This is a genomic window from Streptomyces sp. NPDC059696, assembly GCF_042733745.1.
Classification (GTDB): Bacteria; Actinomycetota; Actinomycetes; order Streptomycetales; family Streptomycetaceae; genus Streptomyces.
This window is the reverse complement of record NZ_JBHWFG010000002.1, coordinates 171,163-196,976: the sequence shown is the minus strand read 5'-3', so window position 1 is coordinate 196,976 and position 25,814 is coordinate 171,163. Positions and strand designations below refer to the sequence as shown.

24 protein-coding genes and 2 pseudogenes are annotated in these 25,814 nt (G+C 72.2%); 14 read left to right on the top strand and 12 right to left on the bottom strand.

All coding sequences use genetic code 11. The features are described from left to right. The first annotated feature begins 38 nt into the window (after positions 1-38). Both ACFV20_RS02810 and ACFV20_RS02805 read left to right on the top strand, forming a co-directional pair. Positions 39-1,028: an ATP-binding cassette domain-containing protein gene (locus ACFV20_RS02810; RefSeq protein WP_385651625.1), complete on the top strand. Its 990-nt coding sequence runs from the start codon at positions 39-41 to the stop codon at positions 1,026-1,028. Further along, complete coding sequence (locus ACFV20_RS02805) at positions 1,015-1,926, top strand: ABC transporter permease (RefSeq protein WP_385651624.1); 912 nt, start codon at positions 1,015-1,017, stop codon at positions 1,924-1,926. The genes ACFV20_RS02810 and ACFV20_RS02805 overlap by 14 nt, the downstream gene beginning before the upstream one ends. A gap of 3 nt (positions 1,927-1,929) precedes the next feature. On the opposite strand, the gene ACFV20_RS02800 is transcribed toward ACFV20_RS02805, so the two are convergent. Then, positions 1,930-2,511, bottom strand: coding sequence for a flavodoxin family protein (locus tag ACFV20_RS02800; RefSeq protein ID WP_385651622.1), 582 nt, complete (start codon positions 2,509-2,511; stop codon positions 1,930-1,932). Between the two features lie 334 nt (positions 2,512-2,845). Then, the gene (locus ACFV20_RS02795) at positions 2,846-3,349 is read right to left on the bottom strand and encodes a DUF6668 family protein (protein WP_385651620.1); all 504 of its coding nucleotides are present in this window, start codon (positions 3,347-3,349) and stop codon (positions 2,846-2,848) included. Between the two features lie 159 nt (positions 3,350-3,508). Here ACFV20_RS02795 and ACFV20_RS02790 point away from each other — a divergent pair, with 159 nt between their 5' ends. Then, positions 3,509-5,116 (top strand): tetratricopeptide repeat protein, encoded by a 1,608-nt coding sequence (locus tag ACFV20_RS02790; protein WP_385651617.1) that lies wholly within the window; start codon positions 3,509-3,511, stop codon positions 5,114-5,116. Between the two features lie 40 nt (positions 5,117-5,156). Here ACFV20_RS02790 and ACFV20_RS02785 read toward each other — a convergent pair whose 3' ends face one another. Next, on the bottom strand, positions 5,157-6,107 hold the full coding sequence (locus ACFV20_RS02785; RefSeq protein WP_385651615.1) for a M28 family metallopeptidase: 951 nt from the start codon (positions 6,105-6,107) through the stop codon (positions 5,157-5,159). 153 nt (positions 6,108-6,260) lie between these two features. Further along, positions 6,261-6,737 (bottom strand): VOC family protein, encoded by a 477-nt coding sequence (locus tag ACFV20_RS02780; RefSeq protein ID WP_385651614.1) that lies wholly within the window; start codon positions 6,735-6,737, stop codon positions 6,261-6,263. A 14-nt stretch (positions 6,738-6,751) separates the two neighbouring features. On the opposite strand from ACFV20_RS02780, the pseudogene ACFV20_RS02775 reads away from it, so the two are divergent. Beyond that, positions 6,752-7,078: pseudogene (locus tag ACFV20_RS02775) on the top strand (CGNR zinc finger domain-containing protein); the annotation flags it as partial. Here ACFV20_RS02775 and ACFV20_RS02770 read toward each other — a convergent pair. Then, on the bottom strand, positions 7,065-7,514 hold the full coding sequence (locus ACFV20_RS02770) for a winged helix-turn-helix transcriptional regulator (protein WP_385651612.1): 450 nt from the start codon (positions 7,512-7,514) through the stop codon (positions 7,065-7,067). The pseudogene ACFV20_RS02775 and the gene ACFV20_RS02770 sit on opposite strands and share 14 nt — an antisense overlap. A gap of 92 nt (positions 7,515-7,606) precedes the next feature. Here ACFV20_RS02770 and ACFV20_RS02765 point away from each other — a divergent pair. Then, positions 7,607-8,761 (top strand): annotated as a pseudogene (locus ACFV20_RS02765) (MFS transporter); the annotation flags it as partial. Positions 8,762-8,841: 80 nt separating this feature from the next. Here ACFV20_RS02765 and rarD read toward each other — a convergent pair. Continuing rightward, the gene (gene rarD / locus ACFV20_RS02760; RefSeq protein WP_385651971.1) at positions 8,842-9,792 is read right to left on the bottom strand and encodes an EamA family transporter RarD; all 951 of its coding nucleotides are present in this window, start codon (positions 9,790-9,792) and stop codon (positions 8,842-8,844) included. 186 nt (positions 9,793-9,978) lie between these two features. Continuing rightward, on the bottom strand, positions 9,979-10,833 hold the full coding sequence (locus ACFV20_RS02755; RefSeq protein ID WP_385651609.1) for an SDR family oxidoreductase: 855 nt from the start codon (positions 10,831-10,833) through the stop codon (positions 9,979-9,981). A gap of 91 nt (positions 10,834-10,924) precedes the next feature. Between ACFV20_RS02755 and ACFV20_RS02750 the strand changes: the two genes are divergently transcribed. After that, a complete protein-coding gene (locus tag ACFV20_RS02750) occupies positions 10,925-11,305 on the top strand; it encodes a winged helix-turn-helix transcriptional regulator (RefSeq protein ID WP_385651608.1) in 381 nt (126 codons plus the stop codon). Positions 11,306-11,338: 33 nt separating this feature from the next. Here ACFV20_RS02750 and ACFV20_RS02745 read toward each other — a convergent pair whose 3' ends face one another. From ACFV20_RS02745 to ACFV20_RS02725, 5 genes are all read right to left on the bottom strand, one after another. Beyond that, complete coding sequence (locus ACFV20_RS02745; protein WP_385651605.1) at positions 11,339-12,418, bottom strand: 2-oxoacid:ferredoxin oxidoreductase subunit beta; 1,080 nt, start codon at positions 12,416-12,418, stop codon at positions 11,339-11,341. Further along, a complete protein-coding gene (locus ACFV20_RS02740; protein ID WP_385651603.1) occupies positions 12,411-14,339 on the bottom strand; it encodes a 2-oxoacid:acceptor oxidoreductase subunit alpha in 1,929 nt (642 codons plus the stop codon). Before ACFV20_RS02740 ends, ACFV20_RS02745 begins: the two co-directional genes overlap by 8 nt. A gap of 176 nt (positions 14,340-14,515) precedes the next feature. Then, positions 14,516-15,175 carry a LuxR C-terminal-related transcriptional regulator gene (locus ACFV20_RS02735; RefSeq protein WP_385651968.1) on the bottom strand — a complete coding sequence of 220 codons (660 nt, stop codon included), beginning with the start codon at positions 15,173-15,175 and terminating at the stop codon, positions 14,516-14,518. Positions 15,176-15,563: 388 nt separating this feature from the next. After that, positions 15,564-16,925: a sensor histidine kinase gene (locus ACFV20_RS02730; protein WP_385651600.1), complete on the bottom strand. Its 1,362-nt coding sequence runs from the start codon at positions 16,923-16,925 to the stop codon at positions 15,564-15,566. 150 nt (positions 16,926-17,075) lie between these two features. Further along, entirely contained in the window at positions 17,076-18,284 is a 1,209-nt protein-coding gene (locus tag ACFV20_RS02725) for a sensor histidine kinase (protein WP_385651598.1), read from the bottom strand. A 223-nt stretch (positions 18,285-18,507) separates the two neighbouring features. Between ACFV20_RS02725 and ACFV20_RS02720 the strand changes: the two genes are divergently transcribed. The 8 genes from ACFV20_RS02720 to ACFV20_RS02685 are packed head-to-tail and all read left to right on the top strand — an operon-like array spanning position 18,508 to position 25,814. Then, on the top strand, positions 18,508-18,915 hold the full coding sequence (locus tag ACFV20_RS02720; protein ID WP_104785621.1) for an NADH-quinone oxidoreductase subunit A: 408 nt from the start codon (positions 18,508-18,510) through the stop codon (positions 18,913-18,915). Next, on the top strand, positions 18,906-19,520 hold the full coding sequence (locus ACFV20_RS02715; protein WP_385651595.1) for an NADH-quinone oxidoreductase subunit B: 615 nt from the start codon (positions 18,906-18,908) through the stop codon (positions 19,518-19,520). Before ACFV20_RS02720 ends, ACFV20_RS02715 begins: the two co-directional genes overlap by 10 nt. Continuing rightward, the gene (locus ACFV20_RS02710; protein WP_385651593.1) at positions 19,517-21,124 is read left to right on the top strand and encodes an NADH-quinone oxidoreductase subunit C; all 1,608 of its coding nucleotides are present in this window, start codon (positions 19,517-19,519) and stop codon (positions 21,122-21,124) included. Before ACFV20_RS02715 ends, ACFV20_RS02710 begins: the two co-directional genes overlap by 4 nt. Next, on the top strand, positions 21,121-22,089 hold the full coding sequence (locus ACFV20_RS02705; protein ID WP_385651591.1) for an NADH-quinone oxidoreductase subunit H: 969 nt from the start codon (positions 21,121-21,123) through the stop codon (positions 22,087-22,089). The genes ACFV20_RS02710 and ACFV20_RS02705 overlap by 4 nt, the downstream gene beginning before the upstream one ends. A 2-nt stretch (positions 22,090-22,091) precedes the next feature. Continuing rightward, positions 22,092-22,742, top strand: coding sequence for a NuoI/complex I 23 kDa subunit family protein (locus ACFV20_RS02700; protein ID WP_385651589.1), 651 nt, complete (start codon positions 22,092-22,094; stop codon positions 22,740-22,742). After that, positions 22,739-23,425, top strand: a complete 687-nt coding sequence (locus ACFV20_RS02695) for an NADH-quinone oxidoreductase subunit J (RefSeq protein ID WP_385651588.1) — start codon at positions 22,739-22,741, stop codon at positions 23,423-23,425. The genes ACFV20_RS02700 and ACFV20_RS02695 overlap by 4 nt, the downstream gene beginning before the upstream one ends. Continuing rightward, positions 23,425-23,823 (top strand): NADH-quinone oxidoreductase subunit NuoK, encoded by a 399-nt coding sequence (nuoK, locus tag ACFV20_RS02690; protein ID WP_385651587.1) that lies wholly within the window; start codon positions 23,425-23,427, stop codon positions 23,821-23,823. The genes ACFV20_RS02695 and nuoK overlap by 1 nt, the downstream gene beginning before the upstream one ends. Further along, a complete protein-coding gene (locus tag ACFV20_RS02685; RefSeq protein WP_385651585.1) occupies positions 23,820-25,814 on the top strand; it encodes an NADH-quinone oxidoreductase subunit L in 1,995 nt (664 codons plus the stop codon). Before nuoK ends, ACFV20_RS02685 begins: the two co-directional genes overlap by 4 nt.

Sequence of the window (25,814 nt, the reverse complement as noted above, 5' to 3'; positions counted from 1 at the left end):
CCGCAGGCGTACGGGACACCGAGACAACGAGGAGGCCGATGGGCGAGGTGTCCGCCACGGAACCGGAGCAGCGCGGGACCCGGGCCGAGGCCGGCGACGAACCGGTCATCGTCACCCGCGCGCTCACCAAGCGCTACCGCGGCGGGCAACTCGCCGTGGACGGTCTCGACCTGACCGTCCCGGCGGGCAGCGTCTTCGGCTTCCTCGGACCCAACGGCTCCGGCAAGACCACCACCATCCGCATGCTGATGGGGCTCGTCGCACCCACCTCCGGCACGGCCCGGGTCCTGGGGCGGCCCATGCCCCGGGCCACCCGCGCCGTACTGCCGCACGTCGGCGCCCTCATCGAGGGCCCGGCCCTCTACGGCTTCCTCTCCGGCCGCGACAACCTCGTCCGCTACGACAGCGCCGACCCGGCCGCAGACCCCCGCACCCGGCGCGCCCGTGTGGCGCAGGCCCTGGACCGGGTGGGCCTGACGGCCGCCGCGGGCAAGAAGGCCAAGGCCTACTCGCTGGGCATGAAACAGCGCCTGGGTCTCGCCGCCGCCCTGCTCCAGCCCCGCAGGCTCCTGGTCCTGGACGAACCGACCAACGGCCTCGACCCCCAGGGCATGCGCGAGATCCGCGCCCTGGTCCGGGAACTGGCCTCGGACGGCACCACGGTCTTCCTCTCCTCCCACCTCCTCGACGAGATCGAGCAGGTCTGCACCCACGCGGCGGTGATGGCCCGGGGCCGTCTGATCATCCAGGGCCCGGTCGCCGAGCTGTCCGCCGGGGCGCGCGGCCGGCTGGCCGTGACCACGCCGGACACGGCGGAGGCGGCCCGGGCGCTCAAGGAGCAGGGCGTGGGCGACGTCGTCGTCACCGACGGCCGGGTGACCGGCGAACCACCGGACCGCGACCTCGCCGAGGTGAACGCCGCGCTGGTGACGGCCGGGGTCCGGGTACGCGGCTTCACGGTCGAACGGGCCTCACTGGAGGACGCGTTCGTGGCGCTGACGGGGGAGGGCTTCGATGTCGCGGGCTGACCTGAGCGCCCTTCAGGGGCGCGGGGAACCGCGCGAGGGGCCACGGACGGCCCGCATCCGTCGTACGACCTTCCGGGCCACTCTCCTCCGCAACGAACTCCGCACGACGTTCCGCCGCTGGCGCACCCTCGGCCTGCTGGCCGTCCTCGCGGCGGTCCCGATCCTGGTGGGCATCGCGGTGAAGCTCGAGACCGGCGACGGATCCTCGGCCGGCCCCGGAGGCGGCGGGCCGGCCTTCATCTCGCAGGTCACCAACAACGGCCTGTTCCTCGTCTTCACCGCCCTGGCCGCCACACTGCCGTTCTTCCTGCCGATGGCGGTCGGGGTCGTCGCGGGCGACGCGATCGCCGGCGAGTCCGGCTCCGGCACGCTCCGCTACCTCCTGGTCGCCCCGGCCGGCCGCAGCCGCCTGCTGCTCACCAAGTACGCGGCGGTCGTCGTCTTCTGTCTGGCCGCCACGCTCGTGGTCGCCGTGTCCGCGCTGGCGGTGGGCGCGTTGCTCTTCCCGCTCGGGGACCTGACGACCATCTCCGGCACGCGGATCGGTTTCGCCGAGGGCCTGGGCAGGGCCCTGCTGATGGCCCTGGCGGTCGCCGCCTCCCTGCTCGGCGTCGCCGCGCTCGGTCTGTTCGTCTCGACGCTGACGGGCAGTGGCATCGCGGCGATGGCGACGACGGTCGGCCTGCTGATCACGGTCCAGATCCTCGACCAGATCCCGCAGCTGCACGCCCTCCAGCCCTACCTCTTCTCCCACTACTGGCTGTCCTTCGCCGACCTCGTGCGCGAGCCGGTCTACTGGGACGACCTGACGAGGAACGCCGAGGTGCAGGCCCTGTACGCGGCGGTGTTCGGGTCGGCGGCGTGGGCGCGCTTCACCACGAAGGACATCACCGCGTAGCGGTCAGTCCTCGTACAGGAACCTGGCCGGCGGTGCCTCCTGGGCGAAGAAGGTCTTGGCGCGGGTCAGGGCCGCGTCGTCGCTCAGCACGTCACCGGGCTTGCTGCCGTTGCCGAGCAGCACCCCGCCGAAGCGCATCCCCATGTACGCCGCCGAGTTGTGCAGCGTCCCGACGAGCGGGTCGGCGACCACCTCCTGCGTGTGCGCGAGGGCGGTGACGCCCCACAGGGTGCGGCCGGCCAGGGTCTCCTTGAAGTCCAGGCCGGGTGTGCGCAGCCAGCCCGACCAGTAGTCCAGGTAGCGCTTGGTCTGCGCGGAGACCGAGTACCAGTACAGGGGCGAGACGATCACGATGTCCGTCGCCGCGAGCGTGGCGTCGAGCAGCCGGGCCACGTTGCCCTCGGTCGGGCGGACGTGGTCGCTGTCGTGCCGCAGGTCCTCGAAGTCCGGCACCGGGAACTCGGTGAGGTCCAGCCACTCCTGCTCGACGTCCGGGGGGAGTTGTTCGGCGGCCCGGCGGGCCAGCAGCTCGGAGTTGCCCTCGGCGCGAGCGCTGCCCAGGACGAAAAGGAAACGGCGGGTCATGGGTGCCCCTCAAAGTCGGCGTACATCAATTACACGCGTGTGCATCATATGCGCACGCAAGTAAATGTGCCAGGGGTGCCGCACCGGCGCCCAGTGGCCCGAAGCCGCGCCCCACCGGCCGAGCAGCGTGTCCAGCTCACGCGCCCGCCGCAACGCCTCCTCGCCCCCCCCACCTCGACGAACGCGCACAGGTGCGGATCGGCGCGCTCGATCCGGTCCGGGGCCGCCGCGACCACGTCCGTCGCGCGCAGCTCCCGGGCCCGGACGGTCGCCGCGATCTCTCCCGCGGGCCGGGGCACGGCCGACGCGTGCACGTCCGCCGGGGGACCGGCCGTCAGCGTGCCGCTCCCGTCAGCCGGGCCAGGTCCTCCGTCTCACGGGGCGGGCGGCCCGGCTCGCCGAGCCGCCAGGACGGCACCCACGGCACGCGGTACACGTCGATGACCGACTCCAGGGACTTGACCCGCTGGGCGAGCGGGCGCGGCAGCCGGCCCGGCGCGTCCGCCACGAGGACGACGGCGTCCAGGTCGAGCCCCGGTGGGGCCTGGCCGCGCCGGAAGAGCTCCACCGCTCCGGCGACCGTGTCGAGTCCGGCCGCATGGGTCCGCGCGACCAGCAGCACCGACGGGGGATCGCCGGGCCCGGGCCACGAACGGCCGCTGTCGTGGCCGCCGTAGACCGCGGCGAGGGTGGAGACGCCCGCGCCGCCGTGTGTGCCGACCCAGGAGAAACGCCGCGCCGCGGCATGGGCGTGCGCGGGCTCCGGCGGCCCCGGCTCCGGGGTCGTCACCGGGCCGCGCAGCCAGATCTCGGGCCCTTGTCGCATGCCTGTGTGCATGCCCCTCTCCTCCCTCGTACGCCCGGTCCTCATGCCCTCCCCGACGTCCGTGCCGGGGCCGACGGCCCTTGGGACGAGCCTGTGACACCGTGGTGACGTGAGAAACGGGGGCGAGCGGACACACTCGACAGTAGGTGTACGACGCCCAGTGAGGGGACGATGTCGCGACTCAGCCGCGAGAAGAAGCGGGAACAGAAGCAGGCCGCGCACGCGGCGACCCCGGCGGCGCCGATCGACGTCCATGTCCCCCGGGCCGGTACGGACGTGGGCGGGGGAGCGGCCGGGGGGTCCGACGGCGCCTCCGTCGGCGGGGTCCCGGTCTTCGCGGCCCCCGGTGAGGAGATCCAGCGGGCCGTCCTGAACCGCCTCCACCACATCGCCCTCGCCACCGGCCATCCCGTCCTCGCCACGATCCGCGACGAGCGCATCGGCTACGTCGTCCCGCTCCAGGTCGACCCGGACGGCTCCAGCCACTTCACCTCCGAGCCCATCGCCACACCCCCACGCCCCCAGCAGCACCCACGCGGCCCCGAAACACCGACCGCGCAGGGACCGCAGCAGGCCGGGGTCGCCGAGGTCGCGTCCGCACAGGGGCCGCAGCAGGCCCGAGTCGCCGACACGGCGAGTGCGCAGGGACCGCAGCAGGCCGCAGTCACCGACTCGGCGTCCACGCAGGGTCCGCAGCAGGCCCGACTCGCCGATCCGGCGCGTGCGCAGGGGCCTCAGCACACTCCCGGAGCCGGCATCACGGCGCCGCCGGCCGAGCCGCCGCACCCGCCGGCCGAGCCGCCGCACTCGCCGGCCGAGCCGCCGCACCCGTCGGCCGAGCCGCCGCACCCGCCGGCCGAGCCGGCCCACCCGTCGGCCGAGCCGCCGCACCCGTCGGGTGACATGGCCACGCATGTGCTGCGTCCCGCGTCCGCGTCCGGCCGCGGCTCCGCCCCGACGTTCCGGTTGCGGGCCGTGCCCGAGCCGCAGCCGGCCGCCGAACCCGTACCGACCTTCGAGCTGCGAGCCGTACCCGAGTCGACGACGGAACCCGCGCCGCAGGACGCGCCCCCGGCCCCGGACACGGCGACGCCGCCCGGCACCGTCGCGCCGCCCACCGGCGCCTTCGGCCCGCCCCCGCCCATGGACGCCAGGCCGCTCCCGGTCCCCGAGGCCCAGCCGGCTCCGCGCCCCGCACCGGCCCCCGAAGACGCCCTGATCGCCGCCGACCCCGACCCCAAACCCACCCCTCCCCGCGGCTTCGACGCCGTCGCCGAGGCCGTGCTCGGGGACGAACCCCTCACCGCCCCGGGCGCGTCCGACGCGCCCGCGCTCCTCGCGGAACCGGTCGGCCGGATCAACGAGGCCGTGAAGGAGGGCAGGATCGAAGCGGCCGCCGGTCTGGCGGAGCAGACCCTCGTGCAGGCGTCGGGGACGCTGGGGCCGGAGCACCCGGAGGTGCTCCGGCTGGGCGAACTCACCGCTTACATCGCCTACTTGGCCGGTGACCCGCTCCGCGCCTTCCGGCTGTCGCTCGACCTGGCCGGTGCTCGCCGGCGCGCGGGCGACGCGGAGGCCGCCTACGGCAACGTGGAGAGCGCGGCCACCGCCTGGCGCGCCGTGCGCGACCCGGCGCTCGGGCTGGACCTCGGGCGCGACCTGATCGGCCTGTGGACGGAACTCGCCGCCGAGGACGGCCCCGCCGCCGAGGAGGTCGAGCAGCTGGAGTCGGCCCGCGCCCGCATGGGCCGCCTCACCGCACGCGCCCGCAACCGGTAGCTGTCGTAGCTGCGGTGGCCGTGGTGGGTGGGCCAGAGAGCTACTCCGACAGCTCCCACACCGCGTACGCGAGAGCGTCACTGTTGCGGTCCAGGGCGGTGTCGTTGATGTTGGCGGTCGTGTCGCAGGAGGAGTGGTAGCACCGGTCGAAGGACTGCCCGGCCGTACCGCCCCACTTGGCCGCCTGCGCCGCCGTCTTCGTCCGGCTCGCCCCGGTGAACAGTCCGCCCACCGGCACGCCCGCGCTCTTGAAGGGAGCGTGGTCGGAGCGGCCGTCGCCCTCGGTCTCGATCTCGGTGGGGACGCCGATGCCGCCGAAGTAGTCCTTGAAGGTCTTCTCGATGGCCGGGTCGTCGTCGTAGACGAAGTAACCGGGGTTCGGGGAGCCGATCATGTCGAAGTTCAGATAGGCGCTGATCCTCGAACGGTCGCCGGTGGCCAGCCGGTTGACGTAGAAGCGGGAGCCGACCAGGCCCAGCTCCTCCGCTCCCCACCAGGCGAACCGCAGGTGCGCGGTGGGCTTGTACTGCGCCCGGGACACGGCCAGGGCGGTCTCCAGGACGGCGGCGGAGCCCGAGCCGTTGTCGTTGATGCCGGGCCCGGAGGTGACGCTGTCGAGGTGCGAGCCGGCCATCACGACCCGGTTCGCGTCGCCGCCCGGCCAGTCGGCGATCAGGTTGTAGCCGGTGCGGCTGGAGGCGGTGAACTGCTGGACCGTGGTGGTGTACCCGGCCGCGTCCAGTTTGGCCTTGATGTAGTCGAGGGAGGCCTTGTAGCCGGCCCGGCCGTGCGCCCGGTTGCCGCCGTTGGCGGTGGCTATGGACTGCAGCTGGGCGAGGTGGGTCTTGACGTTCGCCACGGGTATGTCCGGGGCGGCGGCGGATCTGGAGGGAGCGGATGACGCGGCGTCCGCCACGGCGCCGCCGGTCAGGAGCATGGCGGTCGCCATGCCGCCTGCGGCGACGGCGCGCGCGGAAACGGAGAGCTTCATGTGGGGGCTCCGGATTCCGTCGGGCGGCCCGTGGGGTGTCCACGGGCCGCCCACAGTGAATGGGGTGCCTGGATGGTGAAGCTGTTACTGACTCTCCGTCAAGGTGCCTATTCGGCCAGGGGCGTTGCGGAGCGCCGACCGCCGCCGCGCGGGTCAGTGCACGCAGAACTCGTTGCCCTCCGGGTCCGTCATCACGACCCACTCACCGCCCTGTTCCCTCACCCGCCGCAGCACGCCGGCCCCGAGTCCCTCCAGCCGCGCGACCTCCTCGTCGCGCCGGCCCCCGCCCGGGTGCAGATCGAGGTGCAGCCGGTTCTTGACCGTCTTCGCCTCCGGCACCCGCTGGAAGAGCAGCCGCCGCCCCAGCCCCGTCCCGCTCTCCTCCTCGAAGGGGTCCTCGGGATGCCGTACGGCGACCAGATCCCGGAAGGCGTGGCGCCCGTGGAAGTCGACCGTGGCCTCCTCGGGCAGGGCGCCGAGGCCGAGCAGCCTCCCGATGAGGGCGCTGTTGTCCTCGACCTCGTACCCCAGGGCGGCGGCCCAGAAGTCGGCCTGGGCGTGCGGGTCGTTGGCGTCGATGACGAGCTTCCAGTGCACGGGCGCGGGCGAAGCGGCGGGTGTCTGCGTCATGTAACCACTTATACCGGCCGTTGCAGGCCGCCCACCTGGACGTCGTCAACGCCGCCGCGGCCGGTCCGCCGCTCGTCGCCCGCATCGCGCCCGACGGCACCCGCGCCTGGGCCCCGGGCGCCACCGGCAGCCGGCTGCTCGCGACGGTCGCCCGCGATGCGGTCGACCTGTTCACCGGGCCCTTCGCCGACCGCGTCCGCGAGTGCGGCGCGCACGACTGCCGCCTGCTCTTCGTCGACACCTCCCGCCCCGGCCGCCGCCGCTGGTGCGCGATGGAGCACTGCGGGAACCGCGAGAAGGTCCGGGCGCACCGGTCGCGCCACACGGCTACGGAGTCGTAGCCTCCGCGGCCTGAGCCGCACGGGTGTCGTACGCGGTCCGGGCCGCGGCGATCTCCTCCTGGTGCTTCTCCGTCCAGGTCACCAGGGACTGGATCGTGGCGTGCAGCGTCCTGCCGAGGGAGGTCAGCTCGTACTCGACCCGCGGCGGCACCACCGGGTGCACCGTCCGTTTCACTAGGCCGTCCCGCTCCAGCGAGCGCAGGGTCACCGTCAGCATCCGCTGGCTGACCCCGTCGATCTCCCGGCGCAGCTCCGTGAAGCGCAGCCGCCGGTTCTCCAGCAGCGCGATGACCAGCAGCGACCACTTGTCGGCGATCCGGTCGAGGATCTGCCGGACCTGGCAGTCCTCGCGGGTGTCCCACTGGAAGGGATCGGCGTCGCCGTGGTCCACGGTGCTCCGGCAGGTACTCGGTGACTTCGAAGTGCCTTCTTCCATGTCCGTCGATGCTGCCGCAGGGTGAGCCGTGGTTACAAGAGGGAACCGACCCTCGCTTGCGTAACCGTCACCGACCGGAGGAGTGTTGACCTATGGGCACCCGTGCCTGGGCGCTGCTGCTCGTTCTGTGCGGAACGATCTTTCTCGAAGGCACCGACGTCGCGATGATGGCGGTGGCGATCCCGGCCGTCCGCGCCGATCTGGGCCTGGCCACCGGCACCGCGGCCTGGGTGATGAGCGGCTATGTGCTCGGCTACGCCGGCTTCACCCTGCTGGGCGGGCGCGCCGCCGACCTGCTGGGGCGCCGGCGGATGTTCCTGCTCTGGCTGACCGTCTTCCTCGCGTTCTCGGGGCTCGGCGGTCTCGCGACGGACGGCTGGATGCTGATCGTCGCCCGGTTCGTCACGGGTGTGGCCGCCGCCTTCATGACCCCGGCCGCGCTCTCCCTGATCACCACGTCGTACGCGGAGGGACCGCAGCGCAACAAGGCGCTGCTGGTCTTCGCCGGCACGGGCGCGGCCGGCTTCTCCCTCGGCCTGGTGATCGGCGGTCTGCTCACCGAGATCGGCTGGCGCTGGGTGTTCTTCGCCCCGGTGCTGCTGGCCGCCGCGCTGCTCGTCGCCGCCGTACGCCTGATCCCCCGGCAGGACGCCCCGCCGAAGCTCCGCCGCACCTTCGACCTTCCCGGCACGATCACCGTCGCCGGCGCCATGCTGCTGGCCGCCTACACCGTCGTACGTCTGGAGCACGGCCTGCACCACTGGCCGCTCACGCTGGCCTCCGGTCTCGCGGCCGTGCTGCTGGCCGGTGCGTTCGTCGCGGTCGAACGCCGCTGTCCCGACCCGCTCGTCCGGCTCGCCATGCTGCGCTGGAGCCCGGCCGTGCGCGCCGACCTCGGCGCGCTGCTCTTCCTCGGCGCCTTCTTCGGCTTCCAGTTCATCGTGACGCTCTACCTGCAGGAACTGCGCGGCTGGTCGTCCCTGGAGACGGCGGTGGCCCTGGTCGTCATGGGCATCGACGCCGTGCTCGCGCCGACGCTCACGCCCCGGCTGGTCACCCGCTTCGGCCACCCACGCGTGATCACCGGCGGTTTCCTGCTGGCCGTGGCCTCCTACGCGCTGTTCCTGCCGGTCGGCATGGAGTGGTCCTACGCCATGATGTTCCCGACCCTGCTGCTCTCCGGCCTCGCCTTCGCCCTGGCCTACGGGCCGCTGACGATCGCGGCGACGGACGGGGTGGCGGGGTCGGAGCAGGGCCTGGCGGGCGGGCTGCTGACCACGGCGACGCAGTTCGGCGCCGCCATCGGCATCTCGGCCGTGACCGCGGTCTACGGCCTGGCGTCCACCGGGTCCGGCCCCGAGGCCACGCTCTCGGCGTTCCGCGCGGCGCTGACCGTGCCGGTCGTCCTGGTGGTGCTGGGCACGCTGATCTCGCTGGTGAGCGTCCGGGAGGCGCGGCGCGCGGCGCGCAACGCGTCCCAGGTGAGCAGCGTCAACGCCAGCCAGACCAGCGCGAAGCCCGCCCAGCGCTCCGGCGGCATCTCCTCGTGGAAGTAGAGGATGCCGAGCAGGAACTGCAGGACCGGCGTCGAGTACTGGAGCAGTCCGATGGTGGACAGGGGCACGCGGATGGCGGCCGCGCCGAAGCAGACCAGGGGGAGCGCGGTGACGATGCCGGCCGAGGCGAGCAGCGCCGCGTGCCCGGCGCCCTCGCCGGCGAAGGTGGACTCGCCCCGCGCGGACAGCCACACCAGGAAGCCGAGTGCGGGCAGGAACTGGATCGCGGTCTCGGCGGCCAGCGACTCGATGCCGCCGAGGCCCACCTTCTTCTTCACCAGCCCGTAGGTGGCGAAGGAGAACGCGAGGCAGAGCGAGATCCACGGGGGCCGGCCGTAGCCGACGGTCAGCACGACGACCGCGACGACGCCGGTCCCGACCGCCGCCCACTGCGCCGGCCGCAGCCGCTCCTTCAGCAGCAGCACGCCCATCGCGATGGTGACCAGCGGGTTGATGAAGTAGCCGAGGGAGGCCTCGACGACGTGCCCGGAGTTCACGGACCAGATGTACAGGCCCCAGTTGACGGTGATGACCGCAGCGGCGACCGTGATCAGTGCCAGTTTGCGGGGCTGACGCAGCAGCTCACCGGCCCAGGCCCAGCGGCGCATCACCAGCAGGGCGGCGCCCACGAAGACCAGCGACCACACCATCCGGTGGGCCAGGATCTCCACGGCGCCGGCCGGCTTCAGCAGGGGCCAGAACAGGGGGACGAGCCCCCACATCCCGTAGGCCGCGAAGCCGTTCAGCAGTCCTATGTGCCGCTCACCCCTCGGCTTGCCGCTCACATGCCCCTCCTTCGCGCCTGGCGTGCGTCCGCGTGCACGACGGTAACGCCCGGCACCCCCGGATGTCATGCCCGTATCGCCATACGGTCATGACATCCGGGGGTCGGTGCGCGCGAGAAGGTGTCAGTCCTTGAGCGCGGCGGCGATGGCCTCGGAGAACGGGGTGGCCGGACGGCCGATCAGTCGGGACAGGTCACCGGAGGAGACGACCAGCTCGCCCTTCGCGATGGAGACGTCGACGCCCGCGAGGATCCGCGCGAACGGCTCGGGAAGGCCCGCGCCGGTCAGGATGCCGACGAGCGCTTCGGGGGAGACGGCGTTGTAGGCGATCTCCTCGCCGGTCTGCCGGCTCAGCTCGGCCGCGTACTCGGCGAAGCTCCACGGGGTGTCGCCGCCCAGCTCGTACGTCTTGTTCTCGTGCCCCTCGCCGGTCAGTACGGCGACGGCGGCAGCGGCGTAGTCGGCGCGGGCGGCGGAGGAGACCCTGCCCTCGCCGGCCGCGGCGACGACCGCGTGGTGCTCCAGCACCGGGGCGAGGTTCTCGGTGTAGTTCTCGTGGTACCAGCCGTTGCGCAGCAGGGCGTAGGGCACACCCGAGGCCAGCAGGATCTGCTCGGTGCCGCGGTGGTCGTCGGCGAGGGCGGCGGTCAGGGTGCCCGGGGCGCTGGTGTAGGCGAGCAGGGCGACACCGGCGGCCTGGGCGGCGTCGATGACGGCCTTGTGCTGCTGCACGCGGCCCTTGTCGAACTCGTTGCCGGAGACCAGCAGCACCTTGTCACCGGCGGAGAAGAGTCCGTCGAAGGAGGCGGGGGTGTTGTAGTCGGCGAGGGCGATCTTCACGCCGCGGGCCGCGAAGTCGGCGGCCTTCTCGGCGTTGCGCACGACCGCGGTGATCTGCTCGGCCGGGACCTTCTCCAGCAGCTGCTCCACGACGTGGCGGCCGAGGTGTCCGGTGGCTCCGGTGACGACGATGCTCATGGTGGTGACTCTCCTTGTGGGGTGCGGTGTCACTAACGCTAGGGCATGCGCTAACTTCTGGAAAGTACCCACTTTGAAGTAAGGTACTGGCATGGCAGTAAGTGACATCGAAGGTCTGTGCCCGTACCGGCTGGTCCTGGAGCACGTCACCAGCCGCTGGGGCGTGCTCGTCCTGATCGAGCTCCTGGACCGGCCCCACCGGTTCAGCGAACTGCGCCGCGCGATCAGCGGCTACGGAGGCCGGGGCGTCAGCGAGAAGATGCTGACCCAGACCCTCCAGACCCTGGAGCGGGACGGCCTCGTCCACCGCGACGCCAAGCCCGTCATCCCGCCGCGCGTCGACTACTCCCTCACCGGCCTGGGCCGCGAGGCCGCCGAGCAGGTCAAGGCCCTCGCGGCCTGGACCCACCGGCGCATGGACGACGTGGAGCAGGCGCGGCGGACATACGACGAGGCCCGGGCCGCCTCCTAGCGGTCCCGGGCCCCGTGGGCGTACGCGAGAAGGTCAGCCCACGACCGTCCAGGTGTCGCCGCCCGCCAGCAGCGCCCCCAGGTCGCCCTTGCCGTGCTGCTCGATCGCGGTGTCCAGCTGGTCGGCCATCTGCGTGTCGTAGACGGGCCGCTCGACCGAGCGAAGGACGCCGATCGGCGTGTGGTGCAGGGTGTCCGGGTCGGCGAGGCGGGACAGCGCGAACGCCGTGGTCGGGGACGGGGAGTGCGCGTCGTGGACGAGCACCTGGTCCTCGTTGTCCGGCGTCACCGCCACCACCTTCAGATCACCGGTCAGCGGATCCCTCACCACACCCTTGGCCAGGCCGGCGCCGAAGCGGATCGGCGCACCGTGCTCCAGCCGGATCACGGCCTCCTCGGCCTGCTGCTTGTCCTTCAGGGCGTCGAAGGCGCCGTCGTTGAAGATGTTGCAGTTCTGGTAGATCTCGATCAGCGCCGTGCCCTGGTGGGCGGAGGCCTGCCGCAGCACCTCGGTGAGGTGCTTGCGGTCGGAGTCCACCGTCCGCGCCACGAACGACGCCTCCGCGCCGATCGCCAGCGACACCGGGTTGAACGGCGCGTCCACCGAACCCATCGGCGTCGACTTGGTGATCTTCCCGACCTCGGAGGTCGGCGAGTACTGGCCCTTGGTCAGACCGTAGATCCGGTTGTTGAACAGCAGGATCTTGAGGTTGACGTTGCGGCGCAGCGCGTGGATCAGATGGTTGCCGCCGATGGACAGCGCGTCGCCGTCCCCGGTGACGACCCACACCGACAGATCCCGGCGGGAGCTCGCCAGACCCGTGGCGATGGCCGGGGCGCGGCCGTGGATCGAGTGCATCCCGTACGTGTTCATGTAGTACGGGAAGCGCGAGGAGCAGCCGATGCCCGAGACGAAGACGATGTTCTCCTTCGCCAGCCCCAGCTCGGGCATGAAGCCCTGCACCGCGGCCAGGATGGCGTAGTCACCGCAACCGGGGCACCAGCGCACTTCCTGGTCGGACTTGAAGTCCTTCATCGACTGCCTGCCCTCGGCCTTCGGGACGAGGGACAGCGCCTCGACGGTGCCCGTGCCGTGCGTGGACGTGTCAGGCATCGATGGCCTCCTTCAGCGCCGCGGCGAGCTGCTCCGCCTTGAACGGCATGCCGTTGACCTGGGTGTACGAGCGGGCGTCGACCAGGTACTTCGCCCGGATGAGCGTGGCGAGCTGCCCGAGGTTCATCTCGGGGATCACCACCGTGTCGTAACGCTCCAGCACCGCGCCCAGATTCCGCGGGAAGGGGTTGAGATGGCGCAGATGCGCCTGCGCGACGGACTCCCCGGCCCGGCGCAACCGCCGCACCGCCGCCGTGATCGGCCCGTACGTCGAGCCCCAGCCCAGAACCAGCGTCCTGGCCCCGTGGGGGTCGTCCACCTCGATGTCCGGGACGTCGATGCCGTCGATCTTCGCCTGCCGGGTGCGCACCATGAAGTCGTGGTTGGCCGGGTCGTAGGAGATGTTGCCCGTGCCGTCCTGCTTCTCGATGCCGCCGATGCGGTGCTCCAGACCCGGCGTGCCCGGGATCGCCCACGGACGGGCCAGCGTCTGCGGGTCCCGCTTGTACGGCCAGAACACCTCGGAGCCGTCGTCGAGCGTGTGGTTCGGGCCCTGCGCGAACTGCACCCGCAGATCCGGCAGCTCCTCGATGTCCGGGATCCGCCACGGCTCGGAGCCGTTGGCCAGATAGCCGTCGGACAGCAGGAACACCGGCGTGCGGTAGGTCAGCGCGATCCGCGCCGCCTCCAGCGCGGCGTCGAAGCAGTCCGCCGGCGTGCGCGGCGCGACCACCGGCACCGGGGCCTCGCCGTTGCGCCCGTACATCGCCTGCAGCAGGTCCGCCTGCTCGGTCTTCGTCGGCAGACCCGTCGACGGGCCGCCGCGCTGGATGTCCACGACCAGCAGCGGCAGCTCCAGCGAGACCGCCAGGCCGATCGTCTCCGACTTCAGCGCCACACCCGGACCGCTGGTCGTGGTCACCGCCAGCGAACCGCCGAAGGCCGCGCCCAGCGCGGCCCCGATGCCTGCGATCTCGTCCTCCGCCTGGAAGGTCCGCACGCCGAAGTTCTTGTGTTTGGACAGCTCGTGCAGGATGTCCGAGGCCGGAGTGATCGGGTACGACCCCAGGTACAGCGGCAGGTCCGCCTGCCGGCTCGCCGCGACCAGCCCGTACGACAGGGCGAGGTTGCCGGAGATGTTGCGGTACACACCCGGCGGGAACGCCGTGGCCGCCGGGGCGACCTCGTAGGAGACGGCGAAGTCCTCCGTCGTCTCGCCGAAGTTCCAGCCGGCCCGGAACGCCGCGATGTTGGCCGCCGCGATGTCGGGCTTCTTCGCGAACTTCGACTTCAGGAATCTCTCCGTGCCCTCGGTGGGCCGGTGGTACATCCAGCTCAGCAGGCCCAGCGCGAACATGTTCTTGCTGCGCTCGGCCTCCTTGCGGCTGAGGTCGAACTCCTTCAGCGCCTCGACCGTGAGCGTGGTCAGCGGCACGGGATGCAGGTGGTAGCCGTCCAGCGACCCGTCCTCCAGCGGGGACGTCTCGTAGCCGACCTTCTGCATCGCCCGCTTGGTGAACTCGTCCGTGTTGACGATCACCTCGGCGCCGCGGGGCAGGTCGCCGATGTTGGCCTTCAGCGCGGCCGGGTTCATCGCCACCAGCACGTTCGGCGCGTCACCGGGCGTGAGGATGTCGTGGTCGGCGAAGTGCAGCTGGAAGGACGACACACCCGGCAGGGTTCCGGCGGGCGCCCTGATCTCGGCCGGGAAGTTCGGCAGCGTCGACAGGTCGTTGCCGAACGACGCGGTCTCCGAGGTGAAGCGGTCACCGGTGAGCTGCATGCCGTCACCCGAGTCCCCCGCGAACCTGATGATCACCCGGTCGAGGCGGCGGACATCCTTCCCGCCCGCCGCTTTGCGCTGCTCTCCCACGACTGCTTCGTCGGCCTGCTCCGCTGGGCTACTGACCTGGCTGGTCACTGAACTGGACCTCCCTCGAGGACGCTGTCCGGGACAGGCCCTCCCGCAGGCCCTCCCGGGATCAACACTACGACCGCAAGGGCCGCCTTCTGCGGGTCATTCGCATCTTGGACACGACTTCTGTATGGCTATGCGTCCCTGTTTGTCCGGGTTTCCAAGGCCGGGCATCGTGAACGTCAGGAATTGAGATACGTCAGAACGGCCAGAACCCTGCGGTGATCGCCCTCGCTCGGGGACAGCCCCAGCTTCAGGAAGATGTTGCTGACGTGCTTCTCGACCGCGCCGTCGCTGACCACCAGCTGCCGCGCGATCGCCGAGTTCGTCCGCCCCTCGGCCATCAGCCCCAGCACCTCGCGCTCCCGCGGGGTGAGCCCCGCCAGCACGTCCTGCTTGCGGCTGCGGCCCAGCAGCTGCGCGACCACCTCCGGGTCGAGCGCCGTACCGCCCTGCGCCACCCGGACCACCGCGTCCACGAACTCCCGCACCTCGGCGACCCGGTCCTTCAGCAGATAGCCGACACCCCGGCTGGACCCCGCGAGCAGCTCCGTGGCGTACCGCTCCTCCACGTACTGCGACAGCACCAGCACCCCGAGACCCGGGTGCGCCTTGCGCAGCTGCACCGCCGCCCGCACCCCCTCGTCGGTGTGCGTCGGCGGCATCCGCACGTCCGCCACGACCACGTCCGGCAGCTCGCCCTGCGCGTCGAACTCCGTGATGGTCTTGATCAGCGCCTCGCCGTCACCCACACCGGCGACGACGTCGTGCCCGCGGTCGGTCAGCAGCCGGGTCAGGCCCTCCCTGAGCAGCACTGAATCCTCGGCGATGACCACCCGCACCCTGTCCTCCACGATGTCCGGCCCCCCACAGCCCGATGCCGCCCGTCCGCAGCCCACAACGGCTTCGCGCCCACCCGTGCGACGGGTACAGCATTTCAGGGTCGGGGCGGGGATGGGGGGAGGAGCGTCTTCTTGCCCGCCGCCGGAACCGGGAAGGGGGGGGGCTTGCTTTCCTTCTCATCGCGTCGGGTGGCGGGCGGGCGAAGGCCGGACCCCCTGGAGGATCCGGCCGGAGGTCACCTCACCTGCGCCCCGCGCCACGGCAAGTCCGCGGTCACCGCACCTGCGCACCGCGCCACGGCAAGTCCGCGGTCACCGCACCTGCGCCCCGCGCCACGGCAAGTCTGCGGTCACCGCACCTGCGCCCCGCGCCACGGCAAGTCTGCGGTCACCGCACCTGCGCCCCGCGCCACGGCAACTCCGCTGTCACCCGCGTCGGCCCGCCCTCCGGTGAATCGACCACCAGAATCCCGTCCACCGCGTCGAGCCGGTCCGCCAGACCCGCCAGCCCCGACCCGCCCGCCGCATCGGCCCCGCCCACACCGTTGTCCACGACCTGCAGCATCAGCCGGTTCTCCGTCCGCCACACCTCCACGCCGGCCCACGTGGCCCGCGCGTGCTTGCTGACGTTCTGCAGCAACTCCGACACCGTGAAGTACGCGATCCCCTCGATCGCGGGCGCCGGCCGCTCCGCCAGGTCCACCTCGACCCGCACCGGCACCGTGCACCGCGACGCCACCGCCGACAGCGCCGCGTCCAGCCCGCGGTCCGTCAGCACCGCCGGATGGATCCCCCGGGCCAGGTCCCGCAGCTCCTGCAGCGCCGTCTTCACCTCGCCGTGCGCCTCGTCCACCATCCGCGCGGCCGCCCGCGGATCCTCCTGCAGCTTCTCCTTCGCCAGCCCCAGATCCATGGCCAGCGCCACCAGCCGGGCCTGCGCCCCGTCGTGCAGATCCCGCTCGATGCGCCGCAGGTCCGCCGCCGCCGTGTCCACCACGACCCCCCGGTCCGACTCGAGCTCCACCACCCGCGAGACCAGCAGCGACGGCCCGAGCAGCCCGTGCACCATCACCCGGTCCACCGTCGTCAGCGCCCGCACGATCCACGGCGTGGCCATCGTGAACAGCAGGCCCACCAGCGCGGTCACCGTGATCTCGAACGGGTTGTCGAGGTAGATCAGATGCGCCTCGTCCCCGTACAGCTGGATGCCGTCCTGCCCCGCGTACACCGGGAACACCCAGAACCACAGCGGATACGTCAGCAGCGCCCAGCCCAGCGCCCACACGGTCACGGAGACGACGAACGAGAACACCGCCCACGGCAGATGAAGCACCGCGTACAGCAGGGCCCGCCACGAGGCACCGCTCTTGAGGACGGCTCCCATCCACGCCATCGCCCCCGGCTTCCTCGCCCGCAGCGGCTCCGGCTCGGCCACCTCCAGGCCCAGCAGCCTCCGCGCCCGCACCCGTTCCAGCGCCCCCAGACCGCGGCACCCGGCGAGCGCCGCCGCCAGCACCGGTATGCCGAGGAACGTCACCAGCAGTCCCACCCCCAGCGACACCATCGTGACCGCGTAGGTGAACAGCAGGATGCCGATCGGCAGACCGAGCAGCACATGGGTCAGCTCCCGCCAGGTGCGGAGCTCGACCGGCGCCCGCAGCGCGGCCGGCAGCCGGTGCCGCCGCTCGGTGCTCCCGGGAAACCCGGACCCGCTGTCGAGCCCGTACCCCTGTCCGTACTCCGTGGCCATCGGCGTCGTCCTTCTCCTCGTCCGGCGGCTGTGCTGTCGTACCTCCACCCTGCTCCGCCGCAGGTCGGCGGGCCATGGAGTCCGTCGGCGTCTTGGACGGGGGGTTTTCCCCACCCCGGGCGCCCGGCCAGGGGCTCTGTCCCGGGGCCCCTATCCCGCGGCCTCCGACCGGTCCCGCCACGGCAGCTCCGCCGTGACCGTCGTCGGGCCGCCCTCGGGCGACTCCAGCACGAACAGGCCGTCGACGGCGTCCAGCCGCTCCGCCAGGCCCCTCATCCCCGTACCGCCGTCGAGGCTCGCGCCCCCGACCCCGTCGTCCCACACCTGAATGAGCAGCCGGGTGTTGGTCCGCCACACATCCACCGAGGCCGATCGCGCCCCGCTGTGCTTGCTGACGTTCTGCAGCAGCTCCGAGACCGTGAAATAGGCGATGCCCTCGATGGCCGCGGCCGGCCGCTCCGGCAGATCCACCGTCACCTTCACCGGGACCGTGCAGCGTGTGGCCACCGACGACAGGGCCGCGTCCAGGCCACGGTCGGTCAAGACGGCCGGATGGATGCCGCGCGCCAGATCCCGCAGCTCCTGCAGCGCCAGCTTCACCTCGCCGTGCGCCTCCTCGACCATCGCCGCCGCCGCGTCGGGGTCCTCCAGCACCTTCTCCTTGGCCAGGCCCAGCCCCATCGCCAGATTGACCAGTCGGGCCTGCGCCCCGTCGTGCAGATCCCGCTCGATGCGCCGCAGGTCGGCTGCGGCCGTGTCCACCACGACCCCCCGGTCCGACTCCAGCTCGGCGATCCGCCGCTCCAGCTCGTCGGAGGGCGACAGCAGCGCCCGCACCATGGCCCGGTCGGCGTTGGTCAGCCCCCGCGCGATGAACGGCAGCACCGGCCACAGCACGAACAGCGAGACCAGCGTGACCGTGAAGGTCAGCACGCCCCAGGGCAGCCGGATGAACTCGTACAGCACCGTGCGCCAGCCCACCGGGTCCTTCAGTTGCATCCACAGCCGCTGGAAGAAGCCGCCCCCACCGCGCAGCCGCAGCCGGCTCGGCTCCTCGATCCGCACCCCGAGCAGCGCCCGGGCCCGCGCCCGCTCCAGCCTGCCCAACTGCCGCGCCCCCGCCAGTCCCACCGCGAGAAGCGGAAACCCGACCACCGTGACGGTCAGGCCGAAACCGGTGGACAGCATCGTCACCACATAGGTGAAACCGAGCAGCGCGACCGGAAGGTTGGCCAGCAGGTGCGCGATCTCTTTCCAGGTGTGCCGGTCATAGGCGAGCCGGGCCGGCGGCGGACGGTCGTCCGGCGACGCGGCCGACCGGGCCGCCGTCGTGCCCGGGGACGGGATGCGTTGGGTCATGTGCGTCAGCGTGCCCGGTGGCGGGCCGCCGCGCCATGAGGGGGGCCGCCACGATCCACTGAGGAAAACCCCACCCCCCTGTCCCAGGCGGTGACGGGCTGCTTACCCTGCCCTTATCAGGGCCTAGACTCCCGTGCGTACAGATCGTCGAACGGCTGCGTCCCGTTGAGCCGCAGCATCGTCGCAGGATCCAGTCCGAATTTTGAGGGAGCGAGGGACGGACGTGCCGGAACCGACCGTCGTCACCACGACCGTCGTCGCGGCGGACTACTTCCAGTCCTACTCGGTCGTCGGACTGCTCGCCGTGATCGGCGTGCTGTTCGTCGCCGTCGCCTTCGGGGCCGGCCGCCTGCTGCGACCCGTCGTCCCCACCCCCGAGAAACTCCTGACCTACGAGTGCGGCGTCGACCCCGTCGGCGAGGGCTGGGCCCACACCCAGGTCCGCTACTACGTGTACGCCTTCCTCTACGTGATCTTCGCCGTCGACTCGATCTTCCTGTTCCCCTGGGCGACCGTCTTCGCCGCCCCCGGCTACGGCGCGACGACCCTGGCCGAGATGTTCATCTTCCTCGGCTTCCTGGCGGTCGGCCTGCTCTACGCCTACAAGAAGGGCGTCCTGGCATGGACGTGAACCCCACGGTGTCCGAGCCTGTCCTGCTGCCCGAGCCCAAGCGGCTGGGCGCCCTGGCCCGCCTCGCCCCCGAGCCGATGAAGGTCGTCCTCAACTGGGGCCGCCGCTACTCCCTCTGGGTCTTCAACTTCGGCCTCGCCTGCTGCGCGATCGAGTTCATCGCCGCGTCGATGGCCCGCCACGACTTCATCCGCCTCGGCGTCATCCCGTTCGCCCCAGGGCCCCGCCAGGCCGACCTGATGGTCGTCTCCGGCACGGTCACCGACAAGATGGCCCCGGCCGTGAAACGCCTCTACGAGCAGATGCCGGAACCGAAGTACGTCATCTCCTTCGGCGCCTGCAGCAACTGCGGCGGCCCCTACTGGGACTCCTACTCCGTCACCAAGGGCGTCGACCAGATCATCCCCGTCGACGTCTACGTCCCCGGCTGCCCGCCCCGCCCCGAGGCGCTGCTCCAGGGCATCCTCAAGCTCCAGGAGAAGATCGCCCGCGAGTCCCTGGGGGAGCGCTACGGCACCGCCGCCCAGCGCCCCTCGGCCGCGGCGCTGCAGAGCGGACTCGTGCAGCCGCCCGCAGCGGGCCCGGCCGCGGGGGAGGGCCGATGACCGCCGTCGGCTGGCTGCCCGCCGGCGCCGAGGAACTCTTCGGCACGGACGCCACCGCCGAGGAGTCCTACGAGGTCCTCACGGTCGACGTGCCCCCGGCCGCCTGGATCACCGCCCTGGAGACCGCCCGCGACCGCCTCGGCTGCACCTACTTCGACTGGCTGAGCGCGGTCGACGAACCCGGCACCGGCTTCCGCGTCACCGCCCACGTCGCCGCGCTCGCCCCCGTACGACGCCTCCTGCTGCGCACGACCGTCCCGCACGAGGCCCCCACCCTCCCCTCGGCCGTCGACGTCTACGCGGGTGCCGCCTGGCACGAACGCGAGACGCACGAGATGTTCGGCATCACCTTCGAAGGCCACCCGGCGCTGGACCACCTGCTCCTGCCCGAAAACTTCGAAGGCCACCCCCTGCGCAAGGACTTCGTCCTGGCCGCCCGCGTCGCCAAGGCCTGGCCCGGCGCGAAGGAACCGGGCGAGTCGGAACACGGCGGCCCCAAGCGACGCCAGATGCTGCCGCCCGGCGTTCCCGACCCGAACGAATGGGGCCCCCTCAAGGGCCAGCTCCCCCCGGCCCCCGCCCGAGGCGCGGGCCGCGCGGCAGGCGAACGCCCGGCCCGCGGCGCCGCACGCCCCGCGGGAGAACGCCCCGTACGACGGACTCGCTCGGTGTCGGAGGGCTCGGCCAGCCAGTCCGCCGCCGGTGCGGAGACCCCGGCGGGGACCCCGGCAGCCGGAGAGGCCCGTCCCGCTGCCCCGCGCCGGGCACGGTCGGCGTCGGAGGGCTCCGCGAGCCAGTCCGCTGCTGCCGCCGCCGGTACTCCGGATGCAGCCCGGCGTACCCGCACGGCCGCAGAAGGCTCACCGAGCCGCCCCACCACGGGCACGGAAACCCCGGCCGCGGGCACGGAAGCCCCGGCGGCAGGCCGGGAAGCCCAGGTGGCAGGCACGGAAGCCCAGCGCGCAGGCGCGGAAACCTCGACCGCAGGCACGGAAGCCCAGGTGGCAGGCACGGAAGCCCAGGGCGCAGGCGCGGAAACCTCAACCGCGGGCACGGAGACCCCGGCGGCAGGCACGGAGACCCCGGCCGCCGGGACGGAGGCTGCGGCTGCGGAGGCGCAGGCTTCGGCTGCCCGGGCGGAAACTGCAGCCACCGGGGTGGAGGCCTCGGCTGCCGACGTGACCGATGCGGCTGCCGACGTGGACACTTCGGCTGCCCGGGCTTCCTCGGGACCTCGGCGGAACCGTTCCGCAGCGCAGGGATCGGCGAGCCAGCAGCTCAACCGGCCGGCGCCGCCGCCCGACCCCGCGTCCCCGAGGTCCGCCTCCACACCGTCGAGCGCCCCGCGCAGCTCGGACGCCCCCTGGCACCACGCCCGCCCCGCCTTCGACGAACCGGCCCCCGAACCGTCCCCCGAGGCAGCGCCGTTGCCGACGGAGGAGCCCGGAGACCAGCCCCAGGGGTCCGAGCCGCAGTCCTCCGAGCCGCAGTCCTCCGAGCCGCAGGGCAACCCGGACGACCACGAGCACCGGGAAGACCCCGAAAGCCCCGGAAAGCCCGATCATCCCAAGAACCCCGAGGACCCCGCTGGAGGCCCGCAGTGAACGACGTGCTCGACGTCGCCCTGCGACTCCTGGTCGTCTTCGTCGTCTTCCTCACCCTCCCCCTGGTCATCGGCCAGACCGAACACAAGGTCATGGCCCACATGCAGGGCCGCCTGGGCCCCATGTACGCCGGCGGCTTCCACGGCTGGGCGCAGCTGATCGCCGACGGCGTGAAGTTCGCGCAGAAGGAGGACGTCGTCCCCGCGGGCGCCGACCGCCGCATCTTCCAACTGGCTCCCGCCGTCGCCCTCCTGCCCTACCTCCTCGTCCTGCTCGCCATCCCCATCGGCCCCGGCGAGGGAGCCGTCGGCCAGGTCATCGACGCCGGTGTCTTCTTCGTCCTGGCCGTCATGGGCGTCGGCGTCCTCGGCTCGCTCATGGCCGGCTGGGCGTCCGCGAACAAGTTCTCCCTGCTCGGCGGCCTGCGCACCGCCGCACAGCTCCTCGCCTACGAACTGCCGATGCTCCTGACGGCCGCCTCGGTGGCGATGGCGGCCGGCACCGTCTCCCTCCCCGGCATCCTCGACGCCTTCGAGTGGTGGTGGCTGCCCTGGCAGATCGTCGGCGCGATCGTCTTCTTCGTGGCCGGCCTCGCCGAACTGCAGCGCCCTCCCTTCGACATGCCCGTCGCCGACTCGGAGATCATCTTCGGCGCGTACACCGAGTACACCGGCCTCCGCTTCGCTCTCTTCCTCCTCGCCGAGTACGCCGGAATCGTGGTCCTGTGCGGTCTGACCACCGTCCTCTTCCTCGGCGGCTGGCACGGCCCCTGGGGCGCCGACGGCCTCGGCTGGATTTGGACGCTGCTGAAGACCGCCGTCCTCGCCTTCCTCGTGATCTGGCTGCGCGTCACCTACCCGCGGCTGCGCGAGGACCAGCTCCAGAAGCTGTCCTGGACCCTGCTCGTCCCCCTTTCCCTCGCTCAGATCGCCCTCACCGGCATCGTCAAGGTGGTGATCCAGTAACCATGGCCCCCCTTCCCGGCAGTGGCCTCGCCAAGGGCCTGGCCGTCACCCTCCGCACGATGACGAAGAAGTCCGTCACCGCGCAGTACCCGGACGCCCAGCCCGACCTCCCGCCCCGCACCCGCGGTGTGATCGGCCTGTTCGAGGAGAACTGCACGGTCTGCATGCTGTGCGCCCGCGAGTGCCCGGACTGGTGCATCTACATCGACTCCCACAAGGAGACGGTCCCGCCGGCGGCCCCGGGCGGCCGCGAGCGCAGTCGCAACGTCCTCGACCGCTTCGCCATCGACTTCTCCCTGTGCATGTACTGCGGTATCTGCATCGAGGTCTGTCCTTTCGACGCCCTGTTCTGGTCTCCCGAGTTCGAGTACGCCGAGACCGACATCCGCGACCTCACCCACGAACGCGACAAGCTCCGCGACTGGATGTGGACCGTCCCGGCCCCGCCGGCCCTCGACCCCGGCGCGGAGGAACCGAAGGAACTCGCCACCGCCCGCAAGGCCGCCGACAAACTCGCCGCCCAGCAGGCCCCGCCGGCCACCGCACCCCACGCCGACGAGCAGGCCCGCGCCGCCGAACAGCCCACCCGGCGCCAGGGCGACTCCAAGCAGCAGACCGACCAGCCGAAGCCGGGGCAGGAGGGCTCGGCATGACCCTCGCTCTCAGCACCGCTCTCCTCGCTACGGGCCCGACCACCGGCGCCGCCGGAACGCACGGCTTCCTCTCACCGACCGGCGTCGAGATCGCCTTCCTCCTCGTCGGTCTGGTGACCTTCGGCGCGGCCCTCGTCACCGTCACCACCCGGCAGCTGGTGCACGCCGCCCTGTGGCTGGTGGTCACCCTCGGCGGCCTCGCCGTCGAATACCTCCTGCTCACCGCCGAGTTCATCGCGTGGGTGCAGGTCCTCATCTATGTCGGTTCCGTCGTCGTCCTCCTCCTGTTCGGTCTGATGCTGACCAGAGCCCCCATCGGCCGCTCCCCGGACGCCGACTCCGGCAACCGCTGGGCCGCCCTCGCCGTGGCCGTCGCCGCTGCCGCCGCCCTGGTCTGGGTCGTCGTCGACGCCTTCCGCACGACCTGGATCGACCTGGACGGTCCCGCCGCCGGCTCCACCGAGGCCACCGGCGCGAGCCTCTTCCAGAACTGGGTGCTCCCCTTCGAGGCCCTCTCCGTCCTCCTCCTCGCCGCCCTGGTCGGCGCCATCGTCCTGTCCCGCAAGGCGAAGGCGGAGTCGAGCTCTCCCCCCGTGAACGCCCCGGCCGCCACCAAGAGTTCCCGAACGGTCACGGAGAGTTCAGGGAGTTCGGGGCGTTCCGAGCAGGAAGGGGCCCGCTGATGCACCTCGCCTACCCCGCCGTCCTCTCGGCCCTCCTCTTCTGCACGGGCCTGTACGGCGTCCTCGCCCGCCGCAACGCGATCCTGGTCCTGATGTCGGTCGAGCTGATGCTCAATGCCGTCAACCTCAACCTGGTCGCCTTCGACGTCTGGCTCAGCCGGGCCGCCGAGGAGACCCTGCACTCCGGACAGGCCCTGACCCTGTTCACCATCGCCATCGCCGCCGCGGAGATCGGCATCGGCCTGGCGATCGTCCTCGCCGTCCACCGCAACCGCGGCACCGCGGACATCGACAAACTCCGCGACACCGCCGAACGGCACGACCCCGACGGCCCCGACCCCGACGCCCTCATGGCGGAGCGGTCCGACGAGGCCCAGAAGGCTGAGGCCACCGCGTGACCACGACCACCCTCGCCGTCCTCGTCCCGCTCCTTCCGTTCCTCGGCGCCGTCGTCGGCCTGCTGCTGGGCCGCACGGCACCCGGCTTCGTCCGCCCGCTCGCCGTCCTCCCGACGCTCACCTCCCTGGTGCTCGCCGCGGTGGTCGCCGTACGCCAGGGCGGCGGCGCGGCCGTGGACTCGGCCACGGAACTCACCCCCACCGGCTCGGTCCCGATCGAGCTGGCCCTGCACATCGACGGCTTCGCCGCCCTCGTCGCCGTCCTGGTGGGTCTGGTCGCCTCCTGTGTGCAGATCTACTCGACGGGCTACCTGCGCGACGACCCGCGCTACCCCTCCTACGCCGCCCTCGTCTCGCTGTTCACCTCCGCGATGTTCCTGGTCGTCTACTCCGGCGACCTGATCGTGCTGCTGGTGGGCTGGGAGGTCATGGGCATCTGCTCCTACTTCCTGGTCGGCCACTACTGGGAGACACCCGAGGCCCGCGCCGCCTCCCTCAAGGCCTTCCTGGTCACCAAGCTCGGCGACGTCCCCTTCCTCATCGGCCTGTTCGCCCTGGCCACCGACGCCGGATCGTTCCGCATCACCCGGATCCTCGGCACCGTCGCGAGCGGCGGACTCGACCATCCGACGCTGATCGCCCTGCTGCTCCTGGCGGGCGTGGCGGGCAAGTCGGCGCAGTTCCCGCTGCACACCTGGCTCCCCGACGCGATGGCGGGCCCGACCCCCGTCTCCGCGCTGATCCACGCCGCGACGATGGTCGCCGCCGGCGTCTACTTCATCGCCCGTCTCCTCCCGGTGTTCGAGGCCTCCCAGGCCGCGATGGTCGTCCTCGCCGTCATGGCTGCCGTCACGATGACCGGCTCGGCGCTCGCCGCGCTCGCCCAGGACGACATCAAGCGGGTCCTCGCCTACTCGACGATCGGTCAGCTCGGCTACATGACCGGCGCCCTCGCCGTCGGCGACCGCGGTGCCGCCGTCTTCCACCTCCTGTCCCACGGCGCCTTCAAGGCGCTGCTGTTCCTCGCGGCCGGCGTGATCATCCACGCCGCCGGCACCAACTCGCTCGCCGCGATGTCCCGCATGCGGAACCTGCGCGACCGCATCCCCGACGCCTACTGGACGATGACCGTGGCGCTGCTCGCGCTCGCCGCGATCCCGCCGTTCAGCGGCTTCTTCTCCAAGGAGGCCGTGCTCGGCGTCGCCGAGCACGTCGTCACCGGACACACCGAGCACGCCCCGGCCGCCGCCGGCTGGCTCGTCCTCGTCGCCGGTCTGCTCACGGCCGTGCTCACCGCCGCCTACGCGATGCGCCTGTGGCTGCTCGCCTTCCGGGGCCGGGGCATCGAAGCCCCCGACCACGGCAGGCAGCCGCTGACGATGACCGTCGTGCTGTGGGTCCTCGCCGTCCCGTCCCTGGCCCTGGGCGGATTCGCGTTCCGCCTGCTGCCCGACTGGTTCGACGGCCGGGACCTCGGCCCCACCCTGACCACCTCCGTGCTGGGCACGGGCCTGGCCCTGGTCGGCGGCATCGTCACCTACGCGGCCTGGCGCCACACCACCGCCCTCGCGGCCCGTGTCCCCTTGGGCGCCGTCGCGGCCCACCCCGAGGGCGACGCCGCCCAGGTCGAGGCGGAGGCCATCGCCACCCACGTGCCGGCCTACGGCGACATCGCCTACGCCCCCGACCCCGCCGACCCGGGACGGCTGCTGCTCGGCCCCCTCCACCGCCACGCGGCCGCCGGCTTCCACCTGGACGCCGTGTACACGGTCCTCTTCGTCCGCCCCGTCCAGGCCGGAGCGAGCCTCGTCCGGTTCCTCGACCGTGAGGTCGTCGAGACCTACGTCCGCGGTGCGGGTGCGTTGCCCCGCTGGCTCGGCGCCGCCGTACGGCGTGCCCAGACCGGCAACGTCCAGACCTATGTGAGCGCGCTGCTCGCCGGCACCGTCGTCCTCGCGGTCGCCGCCGTCCTCGTCGCCACGGGAGCGTGA